Origin of the sequence: Microtetraspora glauca (genome assembly GCF_040656155.1) — a bacterium.
In the GTDB taxonomy this organism is placed as follows: Bacteria; Actinomycetota; Actinomycetes; order Streptosporangiales; family Streptosporangiaceae; genus Microtetraspora; species Microtetraspora glauca.
Genome location: NZ_JBFALK010000028.1, coordinates 58,670 through 74,839, shown reverse-complemented (window position 1 = coordinate 74,839; position 16,170 = coordinate 58,670). Strand labels below are relative to the sequence as shown.

Annotated in this window: 17 protein-coding genes; 6 read left to right on the top strand and 11 right to left on the bottom strand. The window is 70.3% G+C overall.

The window, feature by feature from the left end:
- Positions 1-62 precede the first annotated feature (62 nt).
- Positions 63-3,329: an efflux RND transporter permease subunit gene (locus tag AB0I59_RS37155; protein ID WP_358140638.1), complete on the bottom strand. Its 3,267-nt coding sequence runs from the start codon at positions 3,327-3,329 to the stop codon at positions 63-65.
- 127 nt (positions 3,330-3,456) lie between these two features.
- Between AB0I59_RS37155 and AB0I59_RS37150 the strand changes: the two genes are divergently transcribed.
- Both AB0I59_RS37150 and AB0I59_RS37145 read left to right on the top strand, forming a co-directional pair.
- Positions 3,457-3,960, top strand: a complete 504-nt coding sequence (locus tag AB0I59_RS37150; RefSeq protein ID WP_358140635.1) for a MarR family winged helix-turn-helix transcriptional regulator — start codon at positions 3,457-3,459, stop codon at positions 3,958-3,960.
- 107 nt (positions 3,961-4,067) lie between these two features.
- Positions 4,068-4,841, top strand: a complete 774-nt coding sequence (locus AB0I59_RS37145) for an SDR family NAD(P)-dependent oxidoreductase (RefSeq protein ID WP_061254726.1) — start codon at positions 4,068-4,070, stop codon at positions 4,839-4,841.
- Between the two features lie 63 nt (positions 4,842-4,904).
- On the opposite strand, the gene AB0I59_RS37140 is transcribed toward AB0I59_RS37145, so the two are convergent.
- Positions 4,905-5,747, bottom strand: a complete 843-nt coding sequence (locus AB0I59_RS37140) for a pentapeptide repeat-containing protein (RefSeq protein ID WP_061254727.1) — start codon at positions 5,745-5,747, stop codon at positions 4,905-4,907.
- Positions 5,748-6,073: 326 nt separating this feature from the next.
- On the opposite strand from AB0I59_RS37140, the gene AB0I59_RS37135 reads away from it, so the two are divergent.
- Both AB0I59_RS37135 and AB0I59_RS37130 read left to right on the top strand, forming a co-directional pair.
- Positions 6,074-6,598 (top strand): SRPBCC family protein, encoded by a 525-nt coding sequence (locus tag AB0I59_RS37135; protein ID WP_061254728.1) that lies wholly within the window; start codon positions 6,074-6,076, stop codon positions 6,596-6,598.
- Positions 6,599-7,057: 459 nt separating this feature from the next.
- Positions 7,058-7,819 (top strand): hypothetical protein, encoded by a 762-nt coding sequence (locus AB0I59_RS37130; protein ID WP_061254729.1) that lies wholly within the window; start codon positions 7,058-7,060, stop codon positions 7,817-7,819.
- A gap of 216 nt (positions 7,820-8,035) precedes the next feature.
- Here the strand turns inward: AB0I59_RS37130 and AB0I59_RS37125 are convergent, their stop codons facing one another.
- From AB0I59_RS37125 to AB0I59_RS37105, 5 genes are all read right to left on the bottom strand, one after another.
- Positions 8,036-8,311 (bottom strand): hypothetical protein, encoded by a 276-nt coding sequence (locus AB0I59_RS37125; protein ID WP_061254809.1) that lies wholly within the window; start codon positions 8,309-8,311, stop codon positions 8,036-8,038.
- A 63-nt stretch (positions 8,312-8,374) separates the two neighbouring features.
- On the bottom strand, positions 8,375-8,656 hold the full coding sequence (locus tag AB0I59_RS37120) for a hypothetical protein (RefSeq protein ID WP_061254810.1): 282 nt from the start codon (positions 8,654-8,656) through the stop codon (positions 8,375-8,377).
- An 88-nt stretch (positions 8,657-8,744) separates the two neighbouring features.
- Positions 8,745-9,638 carry a LysR family transcriptional regulator gene (locus AB0I59_RS37115; RefSeq protein WP_358140630.1) on the bottom strand — a complete coding sequence of 298 codons (894 nt, stop codon included), beginning with the start codon at positions 9,636-9,638 and terminating at the stop codon, positions 8,745-8,747.
- Complete coding sequence (locus tag AB0I59_RS37110) at positions 9,635-10,333, bottom strand: CTP synthase C-terminal region-related (seleno)protein (RefSeq protein ID WP_061254731.1); 699 nt, start codon at positions 10,331-10,333, stop codon at positions 9,635-9,637. The genes AB0I59_RS37115 and AB0I59_RS37110 overlap by 4 nt, the downstream gene beginning before the upstream one ends.
- Positions 10,334-10,506: 173 nt before the next feature.
- Positions 10,507-11,400 (bottom strand): LysR family transcriptional regulator, encoded by an 894-nt coding sequence (locus tag AB0I59_RS37105; RefSeq protein WP_358140627.1) that lies wholly within the window; start codon positions 11,398-11,400, stop codon positions 10,507-10,509.
- Positions 11,401-11,471: 71 nt separating this feature from the next.
- Here AB0I59_RS37105 and AB0I59_RS37100 point away from each other — a divergent pair, with 71 nt between their 5' ends.
- A complete protein-coding gene (locus tag AB0I59_RS37100; RefSeq protein WP_358140624.1) occupies positions 11,472-12,362 on the top strand; it encodes an NAD-dependent epimerase/dehydratase family protein in 891 nt (296 codons plus the stop codon).
- Positions 12,347-13,240, top strand: a complete 894-nt coding sequence (locus AB0I59_RS37095; RefSeq protein WP_358140621.1) for an aldo/keto reductase — start codon at positions 12,347-12,349, stop codon at positions 13,238-13,240. Before AB0I59_RS37100 ends, AB0I59_RS37095 begins: the two co-directional genes overlap by 16 nt.
- Before the next feature lie 8 nt (positions 13,241-13,248).
- Here AB0I59_RS37095 and AB0I59_RS37090 read toward each other — a convergent pair whose 3' ends face one another.
- From AB0I59_RS37090 to AB0I59_RS37075, 4 genes are all read right to left on the bottom strand, one after another.
- On the bottom strand, positions 13,249-14,010 hold the full coding sequence (locus tag AB0I59_RS37090) for an isocitrate lyase/PEP mutase family protein (protein ID WP_358140618.1): 762 nt from the start codon (positions 14,008-14,010) through the stop codon (positions 13,249-13,251).
- Between the two features lie 88 nt (positions 14,011-14,098).
- Positions 14,099-14,584, bottom strand: coding sequence for a carboxymuconolactone decarboxylase family protein (locus AB0I59_RS37085; protein ID WP_358140615.1), 486 nt, complete (start codon positions 14,582-14,584; stop codon positions 14,099-14,101).
- A 102-nt stretch (positions 14,585-14,686) separates the two neighbouring features.
- Complete coding sequence (locus tag AB0I59_RS37080) at positions 14,687-15,448, bottom strand: alpha/beta fold hydrolase (protein WP_358140612.1); 762 nt, start codon at positions 15,446-15,448, stop codon at positions 14,687-14,689.
- 7 nt (positions 15,449-15,455) lie between these two features.
- Complete coding sequence (locus tag AB0I59_RS37075; RefSeq protein WP_358140609.1) at positions 15,456-16,133, bottom strand: LysE family translocator; 678 nt, start codon at positions 16,131-16,133, stop codon at positions 15,456-15,458.
- Positions 16,134-16,170 lie beyond the last annotated feature (37 nt).

The window sequence follows — 16,170 nt, the reverse complement described above, 5'->3', positions numbered from 1 at the left end:
GATCCGCCCCGAACAACGTCCCCTTTCGGCGTCGATTCGGCGTCTGATCCGGGATGAACCGGCTACTTCGACGGCGCGAGCGCGTCCTTGTCGTACACCTTCACGTCCGCTTCCGGACGGTCCTTCGGCGTACGGCGCAGCCGCTCCTTCATCCGCTCCACGATCGTGTAGAGCGTCGGCACCAGCACCAGCGTCAGCAGCGTCGAGGAGATCAACCCACCGATCACCACGATCGCCAGAGGCTGCGAGATGAACCCGCCCGACCCCGTCACGCCCAGCGCCATCGGCGTCAGCGCGCAGATCGTCGCGATCGCGGTCATCAGGATCGGCCGCAACCTGCGCCGTCCTCCCTCCAGCACCGCCTCGACGATCCCCAGCCCCTGCTCGCGGTACTGGTTGATCAGGTCGATCAGCACGATCGCGTTGGTCACCACGATGCCGATCAGCATCAGCATGCCGATCAGCGCCGGGACTCCCAGAGCGGTGTCAGTCACCAGCAGCAACCCGATCGCACCCGTCGCCGCGAACGGGATCGACACCAGCAGGATCAGTGGCTGCACGAAGCTGCGGAACGTCGCCACCATGATCATGAAGACGATCGCCACCGCCAGCAGCATCGCCAGCCCGAGGTCCGCGAACGCATCCTCCTGGTCCGCGCTCGCCCCGCCGATCTCGTACGACACGCCCGCCGGCAGCCTCAGACCCTTCAGCTTGTCGGTCACCTTCACCGTGATCGCGCCCAGGTCCGCCGCGTCCGCCTTGCCCGACACGGTCGCCGTACGGTCACCGTTCAGACGGGTGATCTGGGTCGGCCCGTCCGCCCGCACTACATCCGCCACCGAGCTCAGCTTGACCAGACCTGAGGCGGTCGGCAGTGTGATCTTCTCGATCTCCGCCAGGCTCGCCGGAGCGTCACCCATCCGCAGCACGATGTCGCTGGACCGGCCGTCCAGGCTGATCGACCCCAGCGGCGCGCCGCGGAACGCCTGCGCGACGAGCTGGCCGACACCCATCTCGGTCAGCCCCCTGGCCGCGGCCTTCTCCCGGTCCACGTGGACCTCGATCCGGGGCGCGCTGTCCTCCAGGTTGGAGGAGACCTCCCGCAGGCCCGCGACCCCCGACATCGCCTCGCCCACCGCGGCCGCCGCCGTCTTCAGCTCACCGGTGTCCGCACCCTGCAGGATGACCTGCACCTGGTCGGAGCTGAACCCGCCCTCCGAACCGCCGACGGTGATCTCACCCGCGCCGGACAGGCCCTTCAGCCGGTTGCGCAGCGACTCCTGGAACGCCGCCGTGTCCACGCCCTCGGCCACCGTCACCGAGTACGACGCGCGGTCGGCGCTGCCGCCGAGCCCGCCCATGAACTGGTTGCCGCCGCCCACCGTCACCTGGTACGACTCGATCTGCGTGAACTCGGAGAAGACCGTCTCGACCTTCTTGGCCGCCGCGTCCGTGACGGGCAGCGCGGTGCCGACGGGCATCCGCTGCGTGACCGAGATCGAGTCGTTGCCCGAGGAGTCCAGGAAGTTCGTCTTCAGCTTCGGCACCAGCGCCATCGTGCCGGCGAACACCACGAACCCGATCACCAGCGTGACCAACCGGCGCCGCGTCGCGAACCGCAGGACCGGCAGGTACATCCGCTGGAGCGGGCTGCGCAACTCCCGCAGCTCCGCCTCCTCCCGTACGGCCTCCGCCTCCGCCGGTGACAGCACCGGAGCCTTCAGGAACCAGTACGCCAGCACCGGGATCACGGTCAGCGACACCACCAGCGACGCGAGCAGCGCCACCGTCACGGTCACCGCGAACGGGCTGAACAACTGGCCCACCATGCCGCCGACGAACGCGATCGGCAGGAACACCGCGACCGTCGTCAGCGTGGACGCGGTCACCGCCCCCGACACCTCGCGCACCGCCGTGACGATCGCCTGCCGCTTGTTCTCCCCGTAACCGAGGTGCCGCTTGATGTTCTCCAGTACCACGATCGAGTCGTCCACGACCCGGCCGACCGCGATCGTCAACGCGCCCAGCGTCAGCAGGTTCAGCGAGTAGTCGCCCACCCACAACGCGATGAGCGCCATCACCACCGACAGTGGGATCGACACCGCCGTCACGATGGTCGACCGTACCGACAGCAGGAACACCAGGATGACCAGCACCGCGAACGCCAGGCCGAGCAGGCCCTCGGTGGTGAGGTCCTCGATCGACCGCTCCACGTACGGCGCCTGGTCGAACACGACCGTCAGCTCCGAGGCGTCCCCGACCGATCGGGTCAGCTCCGGCAGCGCGGCCCGCACGTCATGGGAGATCCGTACCGCGTTGCCGTCCGGCTTCATCGTGATCGACACGCCGAGGCTGGGCTTCCCGTTGGTCCGGGTCAGCGTGGACGCGTCGGTGTCCTTGACCGTGATGTCGGCGACGTCGCCCAGCTTGACCGGCTTGGGCTGCGTCGGCTTGGCCGCGCCCTGCGTGCGGCCGGGGATCTGCCCGCCCGCGCCCGTGGCCGCACCGCCCGTGGCACCGGAGACACCGCCGGCGCCGCCGGTACGGCCGGTCGCTCCGGCGCCGCCCGTGGCGGCACCCGCGGGCGCGGCGGGGGCGAGGTAGAGGTTCTTCAGGTCGTCGACCGTCTCGATGCGGTCACCGACCTGCACGGTCAGCGTGCGGTCCTTCTCCGTGACACCGCCCGCCGGGATCGCCACCCCGTTCGCGCGCAGCAGTTCGGGGATCGAGGCGGCCGACAGGCCGCGCATCGCGAGCTTGACCTGGTCGGGCGTGATGACGACCTGCTTCTCCCGCGCCCCGGAGACGGTCGCCTCCCGGACACCGTCGATGCCCTGAAGCTTCGGCACCATGATCCGCTCGAGCCGGTCGAACATCGTGTGCTGGTCGCCCACGTCACCCACGGCGATCACCATCACCGGGATGTCGTCGGTGTTGCCGGCGATCACCTGCGGATCGACGCCCGAGGGAAGCCGCGCGCCGATGCGCCCCACGGCCTGCTGCATCTTGCCGACGGCGGCGTCGATGTCGGTGCCATACTCGAACGCGACCTGAATCTGCGCCAGGCCCTCCTTGGACGTTGAGGTGATGTCGGTGGCGCCCGCGATGCCCTGGAAGCTGTTCTCGATCGGCTTGGTGACCTGTTCCTCGACGATCTCGGGCGACGCGCCGGGGTAGGCCGCCACCACGAACGCCCCTGGGAAGCTCAGGGACGGGAACAGTTGCTGCTTGAGAGAGGGAATCGCGAAGGCGCCCAGCGCGCTGAGCACGACCGCGATCATCATGACGAGAGTGCGGTTGCCCAGGCTCAGGCGAGCCAGGAAGGTCATCTGGCGAAGCTCCTTCACGGATGATCATGGAGAAAGGATTCGCCCCACCCTAACACTTCGCCTCATGCGAATAATTCACCTTCGAATTAATGACTGGTAAACTGACTCGCCGACGCGAGAGGTGAACGTGGGCGACAACGAGGCGACAGGACAGCCGGGCGGAGAGCGCGACGAGCGGTGCGCCCTGATCGACCGGCTCGTGCAGCTCCAGCGGACACTCGGCCGCTTCCTCGCCCACGACCGCTCCACCCCGCTGCTCGCCTCCAGCCTCACCATGCAGCAGCTCAAGGTCGTCGTGATGCTCTTCTTCCGCGACGCCTCCTCCGGCCAGCACCTCGCCAGAGCGCTCGGCACCGGCCTCGGCACCGTCACCGGGATCGTGGACCGCCTCGTCGCGCAGGGCCTCGTGAGCCGCCGCGAGGACCCCACCGACCGGCGCGTACGCCTCGTCGAGCTCACCACCCGCGGCCGCCTCCTCGCCGAGGAGCTCATCGACGCCGGGACGTCCAACTACACGCGCCTACTCGGCCGGCTGGACACCGAGACCCTCCACACCCTCGAGAAGGTGATGGTCAAGGTCCAGGAGGCGGCCGACGACATGCTCGCCGGGAACACGCACCCCGCGCCCTGAACCACGCCACCCGCGAGCCGGCGCCACCCGCGTACGTCCTGCCCGCACCGACGATTCGCCGCTGCCCCCTGCCCTTCCACGACCGAGGAAAGATAGGATGATCCGCTATGTCGTCCTATATCGAGGGACTGTTCTCCCTCCGTGGCCGCACCGCCCTCGTCACGGGTGGCAGCTCGGGCATCGGCCGGGCCATGGCCGAGGCCATCGGCCGCGCCGGCGCCGCCGTCGTCATCGTCGCCCGCCGCGAAGCGGAGCTCGCGGCAGCCGTACGCGACCTCGAAGGGCACGGCGTACGCGCCGCGGCCATCAGCGCCGACCTCGGCGACCGCGCCGCCGTCGCGCGCGTCTGCGCCGAAGCCCCGGAGATCTTCGGCGACATCGACATCCTCGTCAACGACGCCGGCAACAACATCCGCCGCCCGATGGCCGAACTCACCCCCGACGACTACGACCAGACGATCGCGGTCAACCTCACCGCGCCGTACCTGCTCGGCCAGCACTTCGGCCCCCGCATGGCCGCCCGGGGCCGGGGGCGCATCATCAACGTCGGCTCCCAGCAGTCGATCAGCGCCTTCGGCGACAGCGGAGCCTACGGAGCCTCCAAGGCCGCCGTCTGCGGCCTCACCAGGTCACAGGCCGAGGCGTGGTCCAAGAACGGCGTCACCAGCAACACGATCATCCCCGGATTCGTGCTCACCCCGCTCACCGCCCCCGCCCAGGCCATCCCCGGACGCGTCGAGGCACTCGCCGCCCGCTCCATGACCGGCCGCAACGGGCTACCCGCCGACTTCGCCGGCATCGCCGCCTTCCTCGCCGGCGACGCCTCGGCCTACGTCACCGGCCAGACCATCTGCGTCGACGGCGGATTCAGCGTTCACTGACGTCGCGGCTCACCCGGCGACCTCCCTCTGACCATGGGACGGCACGGCCGCCACGCAGCCGGGTCAACCGGCGGTCCAATGCGCCGGACGGCTGAGCGCCGGCGGCAGCGTGGTGGCGGCATTCCCCTTGGCCGCGTTGACCTGGGACTGAGTGAGGAAGATGCTGCCCGTGAGATCGGCGCCGCTCAGGTCGGCGTCGCGAAAGTCCACCCCGATCAGGTCAGCCCACCTCAGGTCGGCCTTCGTGAGGTCGGCCGCGATGAGATAGGCCCCACGGAGATTGGCCCCCCGCAGATCGGCGCCCTTGAGCCTGGCCCCGATCAGGTCGGCTCCCCTGTGGTTCTTCTTGCGGCCGGGGACGCCGGCCCGCACCAGTTCGCTGACGCGCAGGAGAAGACCGTTGACGTCCTGCCGCACCCCTGCGACGTCCACCTCCGCGAGCGCTTCGGCGCTGCCGCGCGTGAGGCCGTCCACCTCGTCCAGCGCGCGACGAAGATCGGGGTGAATGGAGCGAGCGGCAGGCAGGGACAGCGCCTCGGCCAGATACCACAGCAGTTCGTGGAGCTGCCGCATGACGGCGAACACGTCGAACATCCGCCGCGCTGTCTGGGGCGCCTGCCGCCAGCTCTGACCGCCGAAGGTGATCTGGGAGACCTTCTGTCCCGCGCCCAGGCAGTCGAAGACGGTACATCCGGGAAACCCACGCTCACGGAGATTCGCGTGGATCCCGCAGCGGAAGTCCGCCCGCAGGTTCGCGCACGGCTGCCCCGCGTCCTTGTCGACCGCGAAATCGGCCGACGCGGCGAAGGGCAACGCGACACAGCACAGCCCGAAGCAGTTCGCACAGTCGGCGCGCAGACCGAGACGGTCACTCTCGGCGGAAGGGGCTTGGCTCTTCTGGGACAACGTGCGTGATCTCCTGCCGTACAAGGGGTGAATCGGGGGTGAGCACCGCATTTCGGCGGGCTCTACGACACACCATTGTCGCCGACCGGATGCGGGACGAAGTAAAGCGCAGCCCACCAGGCGGCAGTACTCGCTGCGCCGAGGCGCCCGCTGCTCGGGCTCAGGTGCGTTTGTTTTGTTCGGCCGGGAAAATCGATCTTCTGACAACCGATCGCCTTTACAACGTAGATTCATAACTCCGAATCGGCCGGTGGATGGCCACGCGGACCTCCCAAATCACCTCCGCCGCACCGCGAACCGAACCTCAGACCATGGGGGTTAGCCTGATGAGGAACACGGGAGGGATCACCATGACCGACTACGGCAGTGTGTCCACCACCGGCGACACCTGCACGCTGTACTTCGAGCGCCGCCTCCCCCACCCTGTCGAGCGTGTCTGGCGCGCCATCAGTGAGCCCAAGCACCTCATCGAATGGCTCGCGGAAGTCGAGATCGAGCTACGCCCCGGAGGCCGTGTCACGCTTCGCTGGCTCGGGACGGACGAGCACGGCAAGCAGACCGGGCAGCCCCTCGCCCACGGAGTGATCAGCGACTTCAAGCCCCCGCACGTCCTCCAGTTCGACACCGACGTGCACGGAACGCTCCGCTGGGAGCTGGAGGGAGACGGCAGCGGCTGCCTGCTCGTCTTCAACGCGATCGGCGACTACGGCGACCAGCTGACCAAGATCCTGGCCGGCTGGCACGCCCATCTGGACTTCCTGGCCGACTCCCTCGAGGGGCGCGTCGTCGACTGGCCCAACTGGCCGCGTACGCGCTGGGAGGTCCTGCACGGCTACTACAGGTCACGCTGACTCCTGCCCAGTACGGCCCGCTCCGGGCGGGGGCGCGGCGGTCACGAACGATCCTGAATGGGCGCTGGCGAGGTCGTCCGCCTGGACGCTCGGAATCGGTCGCCCGACGTGGTGTTTCATCCCCTGCCGTTCGGTTTTCCGGGTGGTGCTGGGGCCGGTTGGCGGCCTGTCGGGAAACCGGCTGATTCCGACACCCCGAGAAGGCGCCACAGCGCGATCAAGCCCCCGTTGGGGCTGGGGACACGTTGGGAGCGGAGGACCGACTTATGGTGGGCACGCGAGGTCCGCAGTGGAGGCGCACTCTGATGAACGGGCTTCGCCGTACTGGATGGGTGCCTGGATGAACCCTCCAGGCCGGTGGCGCGTCCCTTAGGTATGAAGAGATCGCGTTTGACCGTCATCGCGGTGCTTGCGTCGTTGTGCGCCTGCGGCCAGTCTGGTGCTGGTCCGGTACCCGCTGTGGCCGGGACCGAGACGATCGTCGGGACCGAGACGATCGTGTTGCCGCGGGCCGACCAGCCCAAAGCGCATCGGCCCACCCTGGAGCGGCTCAAGCGAGAGGCGGCGTCGTCGGGCCGGCCCCTGGAGGAGGTCGTCAAGCGGTACGCGACCCGGGTGGCTGCTACCTCGTCGCCCAAGCCGACGGACTTCGAGGGTTACGACCCCGCGGTGACCGACCCGGACGTGGCGATCGACGGCATTCCCTACGCCGAGCTGGTCGACCTCGGGACCGTCGCCAAATCGGAGGGCATCTCCTACGAGGAGGCCATCGACCGCTTCGGCTCACAGTCGTCCAACAGCCGGGTGATCGACAAACTTAATGCGGAGTTCCCCGACGAGATCTCCGGCGTCAGATACGTCGACGACCAGCGGGGGCTGCGCATCGGCTTCAAGGGTCCGATCCCGGCTCGCGCGATCGAGCTGGCCAGGACCCTCCCCACGGAGGTCACCCTGATCGGCGGCAAGGGATTCTCGACCGCGGAGCTCCGGCGGGCCCAGGACACGGTCGTCTCCTGGCTCCGATCCCGTCCTGAGGTGGCCACGATGATGGCGCACCCAGATGAGGAGACCGGCCAAGTCATGGTCACAGTTCAGCCGAAGGTGATGCCGGACGATGCGGAGGAGTTCAAGCGTGGGCTTCAGCTCCCGCAGCTGGACAATCCGCACATCACCGTCGAGGTCACGCTCTCCGCCGAATCGATCGCCGTTCGCCCGCAGTGAGGGCCACCGAAGCCCCCGGCGCGCCAACGTCCCCGCGGGGCCGGCGCGGCGGCTCACGTGGCGGCTCGATCGCCACCGTACGGCGAGCTGACCGCGAGGGGCCGGTACAACTCGGCGCCATGCGGCAAACTACTGCTCTTTCACTTTCTCCCGGGCAAGCTCGGCGACGAACGTGCCGCACGAACACGATCAAGCAGAAACGGCCCACTGTCGTGATCAATGCGGCACGACCACGCCGAGTTCGCGGAGCCGGGCGACTGCCAACGACAGGCACAGTGCGGCGCTGGCGGCATCAGCACGCATGCCCACCACCAGCGGGCCGCCGCTCGCCGCGAAGGTCCAGGAAGGCCGCCCCTCCGCCAGCCTCTCGGCATCAACCCTGAGCATTGCACCGATGCCCTGCTCGGCGAGCCACTCCAAGATGAGCAGGGCCGCGTCCTCGATCCCGTCATCGTGATCGGCCTTCGGCCATCTGTCTTTCCGCCCGGTCACGAGACGACCGCATAGACCGGAACCGCAGCCGGAGTGCCGGAAGGCCGGGTGCGTTCGGAGAACTCACCCGGCATTCTGGAGGCGCTCCCAAAGCATCGTGAGCCATGGCGGACCGTCCTGCGCGGGCGCGGAACGAAGTGGATGCACGGGAGCCGACTCGATCACGTGCAGGAGCGACCAGGCCACACCGTGACAGCCGTCCGGCCCGAAGCACCCGGCCAACAGCTCCGCTTCCTCGACAGTCACCGGAGCGGAGATCGCATGAAGCTCGCTCTCCCGATCGGCGATCTCTTCGAACTCGGCATCCTCACTGGGCAGAGGACCCGCATCAACGAACTTCGACACCTCAGGCCTCACCACAAAACGATCTTCTCACAAAATTGCGTCCCTTCCACAGAGCTACCTGGCCGCGTACGGGCCCTGGACCAGGTGCTCATCGGGTGGCGACGGTGAGGGTGACGGCCAGTTCGGCGAAGGCGGCGGCGGCGGGGAGCGGGTCCGCGGGCAGGACGAGGAGAACGGTGCGCTCGGCCGCCGGATCCAGCGGGATCGCATGTACGCCCGCGCGGTGGGCGGGCAGCGAGAGTTCGGGGACGACGCTCACCCCGAGGCCCTCGGCGACCATGGCGAGGATGCTGCCGGTGTCGCGCACACGGTAGTGGCACGTCAGGCTCGCCCCCGCCGCACGCGCGAGTGCCGTGATCAGCGGCTCGCACCCACCCGTGGACATGATGAACGGGTGCCGGGCCAGCTCGGCCACCGGCACCGAGTGGCGTACGCCCAGCTCGTGTCCGCTGGGCAGGACGGCCAGCATGCGGTCCGCGGCGAGCGGCCGCGCCACCGCCCCGGCGGGGAGCGGGACCCCGGCGGCGCCCGCACCCCCGGCTGACACGGTGGCGATGTCCGCCGCACCCGTCTCCAGCCACTCCAGCACCTCGTCGTCCGAGCCCTCCAGCACTGTCAGGCGCACCCGCGGATGCGCGTCCCCGAACCGCCGCAGGATCGGCGGCAGCAGCCGGACGTTGGCGCTGGGGATGACGCCGACGCGCAGGCTGCCGCGCTCCTGCTCCCGGGCCGCGGCCACCTCCTGCTCCAGCGCCTCCACCTGGGTGAGGATGAGCGCGGCGCGGCGGCGTACGGCACGCCCGGTCTCCGTCAGGGTCACCCCGTGGTTTCCGCGCACCAGCAGCGCGACCCCGAACTCGTTCTCCAGTGCGCGCAGCGCGTGGCTGACGGCGGACTGCGTGGTGGCCATCTCCTCGGCGGCCCGGGTCATGTTGCCGGTCCGTGCGACCGCCAGCAGGATCCTGAGCTGGGTGAGCGTCACAGCGCCGCACGCAGCAGGCCGACGACCAGCGGGTGCGGGGCGTCGGGGCGCGAGCGGGCCTGCGGCACATACAGCGTGGCCACGTAGTACGGGTGGCCGGGGATCTCCAGCACGCGGGCCTCGCCGTCACCGTCCACGCCGGTGACCGAGAACCCGCCGTCGTGGAGGCTCCCCTGCCGGCTGGGGTCGAGGCCGAAGTCGCAGTAGTACTTCTCCTCGACCTCGGTCCGTCCGTAAAGCGCGGCCACCCGGGAGCCGGGGGCCAGGGTGACGGGCATGGTCATGCCCGCCAGGGAGCAGGTCAGCGCCGACACGAACAGGGTCGAGGCGTACGGGTCGTACTCGGCGTGCTGGGCGTCCTCGTAGCCGAGCACGTGGCGGGCGTACTCGATGACCATGTGCTGGCAGCCGCCGCACGTTCCCAGGGTGGGCACGCCGCGCTCGCGGCCGTGCCGGAGCGCGGCGAGGGCGCCGAGCAGGCTGCGGTACGGGCTGCCGGGCGCGCACCACAGCACGTCGGCGGCCTCGACCTCGGTCAGGTCGGATTCGAGCGGTTCTGTGGCCAGCCAGCGAACGTCCACCGCGATGCCGAGGTGCGCGGCGGCATGCCGCAGGGCGTCGTCGGTGGCCAGGTGCGGGGGAAACGCCGGGTCGCGATCGCCGATGACGGCGACGCGCAGGGATCGGTCGAACATGGCACTCACTATGCGGTGGGCCGGCCATGACGGCCAATGCCGGATCACGCGCCCGCCATGAGCGATCGCTCAGGTCAGGACGTGACGCCGATACGCGGAGAATCCGGCGCATCGAGCCAACCTTGTGCCTCGCCGTTCGAGGGGACGCTCTGACGGCAGGATCGCGCCCTCACTCATGCTCCTTCCGACAGGAGCCCGCACAGCGCCTCGACGTACGGCTGGGCGGGGCCGCGGTGGCGGCGGGAGGTCGCGATGCCGATGAAGCGGGACGGGCTGGGCGGCTCAAGGGGGATCGCGACGACGTCCGGGGCGGGCGTCAGGGCGATCTCGGGGATGAGGGCGACGCCCACGCCCGCGGTGACCAGGGACTGCGCGAAGAAGTAGTCGGTGGCGCTGCAGGAGATCCGCAGCTCGAAGCCGGCCAACTCGGCGTAGCGGCCGAGGAGGTCGACTGTCTTCAGGCATCCGAGGATCCAGCGTTCGCCGGCGAGTTCGGCCAGATGGAGGCGGGCGTGCCCGGCTCGGGGATGCGTCCGCGGGAGGACGACCCGGAGCGGGTCGGCGATCAGCGGGGTCCAGTCCATGCCGGAGCGGTCACCGGGGCGGACGGGCGCGGGCCCGTCGAAGTGGTAGGCGAGGGCCAGGTCGGCGCGGCCCTCCCGGACCAGGGGCAGGCTGTCCTCCGGTTCACGCTCGAGGATCGTCAGCTCGGCCTCGGGATGCTCGACGACGAATCGGGCGAGCGCCGGCGGCAGGAGGCGGCCCCCGCTGGCGAAGGCCGCGATCGTGAACCGGGCCCGCTCGGTGGACAGCCGGTCGATGCGCTCCTGGGCGTCGGTCAGTTCGGCGGCGATGGCCTCGGCGGCCTCGACGAGCAGGCGCCCCGGCTCGGTGAGGACCACGCCTCGGGTGCTGCGTTCCACCACGGGGACGCCGAGGCCGCGCTCCAGTGCGGCGACCTGCTGCGAGACGGCCGAAGGGGTGAACCGCAGGGCGGCGGCGGCGCGGTTGAAGCTGCCATGGCGGGCGACCTCACGCAGAACGCTGAGCCGGTGAACATCGATCAACAGTTTTCCTTACGACCAACTAAGAAGATCACCACTACCGCTGATGACTATACGCGGGCACCCTGATCCTCGTGAGCGAGATATGCATCATCGGCGGAAGCCGGCACTTCGGCAGGCGGCTGGTCGAGAACCTGCGCGACGCGGGGACGGCGGTCACGGTCGTCAACCGGGGATCGGCTCCGGTGCCCGCGGGCGTGACGCACCTGCGGGCCGACCGGGACGACGAGGCCGCCCTGCGCCGCGTCCTGGACGACCGCGACTTCGACGCGGTGATCGACCAGGTCTGCTACACACCCGCGCAGGCGGCCGTCGCGCGGCGGGTGTTCGCGGGCAGGACCAGGCGTTACGTCATGACCTCGACGATCGAGGTGTACGCCGACCTCGACGGCCCGCCGCACGCGGAACACGCCGTCGATCCCGCGACCTGGCCGGTACGGACGGACCTGCCATGGGACGACCCGGCGTTCCTCGACGACAACTACGGCGAGGGCAAGCGCCAGGCCGAGGCGGTCTTCACACGCGACCCGGTGTTCGACTTCGTCAGCGTCCGGACGGCGCACGTGCTGGGCGGCGCGGACTTCACCGGACGGCTCGCGCACTACGTCCGCAGGATCCGGGCCAGCCTTCCGGTGATCGTCCACGAGGATCCCCGGCCGGCGTCGTTCATCCACGAGCGGGAGATCGCGGAGTTCCTGGCCTGGGCCGCGCGGGCGGACTTCACCGGAGCCGTCAACGCCGCCTCGCACGGGACCCTGGACGTCCGGCAAGTGTGCGCCGCCATCGGGGAGCCCGTGTACGAGGTCGGCGAGGACGTCTCGCCGTTCTCCTTCGACCGTTCCTACGCCATGGACAACGGGCGCGGCACGGCTCTCGGCTTCCCGTTCTCGCGGGTCGCCGACTGGCTGCCGTCCGTCATCGAGGACGCGCTCGCGGAGGAGGAGCGGATATGCGCACTCGCCTGATCGCAGACGTCCCCGTGAGCGCCGTCGGCCTCGGCGCGATGCCGCTGTCCATCGAGGGCAGGCCGGACGAGGCCAGGGCGATCACCACGATCCACGCCGCCCTCGACGCGGGCGTCACGCTGATCGACACCGCCGACTCCTACCACTGGCACGCCGACGAGATCGGCCACAACGAACGGCTGATCGCCCGCGCGCTCGCGGCCTACGGCGGCGACGTCACCGACGTCCTCATCGCCACGAAGGGCGGCCGCGGCCGCCCCGGAGACGGCTCATGGACGGTGAACGGCGACCCGCGCCACATCATGCGGGCCTGCGAGGCGTCGCTCAAGCGGCTCGGCGCCGACTCGATCGGGCTCTACCAACTCCACAAGCCCGACCCGGACGTCCCCTTCGCCGAGTCGGTCGGCGCACTCCGCGACCTGCTCGACGACGGCAAGATCCGGATGGCCGGGATCTCGAACGTCGACACCCTTCAGATCCGCCAGGCACACCGGGAACTGGGCGGCCGTCTGGCCTCGGTCCAGAACCGCTACTCCCCCGCCGTGCGGGACAGCGACCCCGAACTGCGCCTGTGCACCGAGCTCGGCGTCGCCTTCCTGCCCTGGAGCCCCCTCGGCGGCGTCTCCCGCAGCGCACTGGACTCCGACGACCCTGCCGATGGGACGCCGTTCCACACGATCGCCCGCCGACGCGGCGTGAGCCCGCAGCGGGTCTGCCTCGCCTGGCATCTGGCCCGCTCCCCGCGGGTCGTCCCGATCCCCGGCGCGAGCCGTCCCGCGTCGATTCGCGATTCCGCCGCGGCTGCCGAGCTGACGCTCACCGCCGACGAACTCGCCACGCTCGACCGGCTCGACCGGCTCGACCGGCGAAGGGGGTGATCCCGGTTTCAGGGCGCGACGTCGCCGTACGGGCTGAGCCCGGCGCCGATGGCCGCGACCATCCGCTCGGCGTACGCGTGCGCGGCCCGATGCAGGTTGTGGCCGAAGCTGATCCGGGCCACGCCCAGCTCCGCGAGCACGGAGGGCGACGGTGAGCCCGGCCCGCACAGCGCGTTGACGGGCCCGCCCACCTCCTCGACCAGCGTGGCCAGATCCGCGACCTGCGCCCGGATCGGGTAGACGCAGTCCGCGCCCGCCTCCAGGTAGCGGCGGCCCCTCCGTACCGCCTCGGCGAGCGGGTCATCGTGCCGGGACAGGTACGGATCCGTCCGGGCGTTGACGACCAGGTCCGGCGCCGCCTGCCGGACGGCGGCGAGGAAGTCGGCCTGCTCCTCCACGTCCACGAGCGCGCCGGTACGCGGATCCGAGTCCTCCAGATTGCAGCCCACCGCGCCGCTCTCGGCCAGGCGCTCCGCCAGCTCGGCGGGCCGCAGGCCGTACCCGCGCTCCACGTCGGCGGTCACCGGGACCTCGACCACCCGGCAGACGCGGGCGATCGCCGCGAACATCTCCGCCGGAGGGGTCTGCTCGCCGTCGTTGTACCCGAGGACGGCGGCCACCGCGGCGCTGCCGGTGGCGACGGCGGGGAACCCGGCCCCCGCCACGATCCTGGCGCTGGCGGCGTCCCACACGTTCGGCAGGACCAGGGGTCTGCCGGGCACGTGAAGGGCCCGCAGCGTTGCCGACGGCGTGTCCGTAGCGGCTGTCATGTTCATCGTGATCTCCTTGTCCGCCGTAGTCGCGGCCCCGCCGCGGTAACGCCTGTCATCCCGTGCACGCCGCGGCCTGCCCAGCCGGCTATCCGGCGGGGCGGTACTTTGCGACCATCCGTGTGGAGATCGCGACCCGGTTCCAGGCGTTGATCGCGGTGATGGCCCAGATCAGGCGGGCCAGGTCCTGCTCGTCGAACTCCTCGGCCGCCTCCGCGTACACGTCGTCGGGCACGCGGGTGCCGGCGATCAGCGTGATGGCCTCGGTCAGGGCCAGCGCGGCGCGCTCGCGCGCGGTGAAGAACGGCGCCTCCTCCCACGCGGACAGGGCGTAGATCCGCTGCTCGGTCTCTCCGGCCGCCCGGGCGTCCTGGGTGTGCATGTCGATGCAGAACGCGCAGCCGTTGATCTGGGACGCCCGGATCTTCACCAGCTCCTGCAGCGAGGACTCCAGGCCGGACTCGCCGATGGTCCGATTCAGCGCCACCATCGCGCGGTAGATCTCCGGGGCCAACCGGCCGATCTCCATGCGTGCGGGCACGGGAATGGTCGTTGACGTGCTCTCTTTCGCCATATGGGCCACTCTAGATCAGCGGTCGGCCGACGCCTAAGAGCCAATTCCGGGTCTGCTGAACGATCCATTTCGGCCGCAGAAGCGCCGCTCCTCGCCTGCCGGTCATGATCGGCCGGTCAGGAACTCCTCGATGATCCGGGTCGTCTCCGCCGGGCGTTCCATGCTCGGCAGGTGCCCCGCCCACTCCAGCCGGACGAGGCTCGCCGTGGACAGCGTCCGGGCGAGATGGCGGGCCGTCTCCTGGAAGTACAAGAGGTCGTGGTCACCGGTCACCACCAGGGCCGGAACCCGGATCCGGGTCAGGTCGATCTCACCGCGGACCCGCTCGGGCTCCGGATCGGCCTTGAGCTGCAGCTCGAAGGCATCGCGCTGCATCTGGGACACCCATGCCCTCGTGGCGTCGTCCGCCTCGGGTCCGAGCCAGGTCCGCGCGTTGAGGTCCGCGGCGCCCGCGATGTCACCGGCCTCGATCAGCCGGTCCTCCTCGGCGCCGAACTCCTCCAGCTCGGGAGTCGCGGGCAGCCCGCACCCGGCGTTGAGAAGGACCAGCCGGGAGACCAGATCCGGATGCCTCGTGGCCAGCTCCAGCGCCACCCGCCCGCCGTGCGAGGCGCCGACGACGGCCACCTCACGCAGTCCGAGTGAGGCGGGCTCCGCGACGTCCCCGTCGTCGGAGTACGGACCGTCCGCAGCCGACGGGCTGCGCCCGTATCCCCGGAAGTCGAGCCGTACCACCCGGAACGACGCGGTCAGCGCCTCCCACTGCGGGGCCCACATGCGGGCGTCGGTCACACCGGAATGCAGCAGCACCACCGGATCGCCGGCTCCCGCGACCTCGTGCCAGACACCGGTCAACCCGATCACAGCTCCTTCATCGAGCGTCCATCGCGACGCGCAGGCCGAGGCCGATCAAGATCACGCCGGAGACCTGTTCCAGCCGGCGACGTACAGCGGGCCGGTCGAACACGAGCCGGGCCCGGCCGACCACCCAGATCAGCCCGAGATACCACACCAGGTCCACCGCCACCCAGATCGCCGCCAACAGCGACAGGGTCAGCGGTACGTTGCCACCCGACACCGTGCCCGGCGGCACGAACTGCGGCAGGAACGACATGGCGAACACCGCCGCCTTCGGGTTGGCGCCGCAGGTGGCGAGCCCCAGAGCGTAGGAGCGCCGCCAGCCGCGCGCCGCCTCCGGCTCCGCTCGCGCCCCCTCCGCGGACGAGCTCCGCGTCGTGCCTTCCCCCGCTTCGGCCGGTACGGCACGGCCGCGCCTGGCCTGCCACAACGACTGGGCGCCCATCACGATGAGCACGACGGCGCCCACGACCCGTATCGCGGCATACGCCACCTCGGAGGCGAGGACCAGCGCGGACAGCCCGAACACGGCCGCCATCGCCCACAGGAAGATGCCGGTCTCGTTGCCGAGCGTGGCCGCCACGCCTGACGCACGCCCCGCGCGGAGCGTCTGGCGCAGGATGACCGCGGTGCTGACCCCGGGGATCATCGCGAGCAGCACGCATGAGCCGATGAACGTGAGCAGGAACACCCGCCCATCGTCATCACGGCACGGGCGGGGCGCAAAC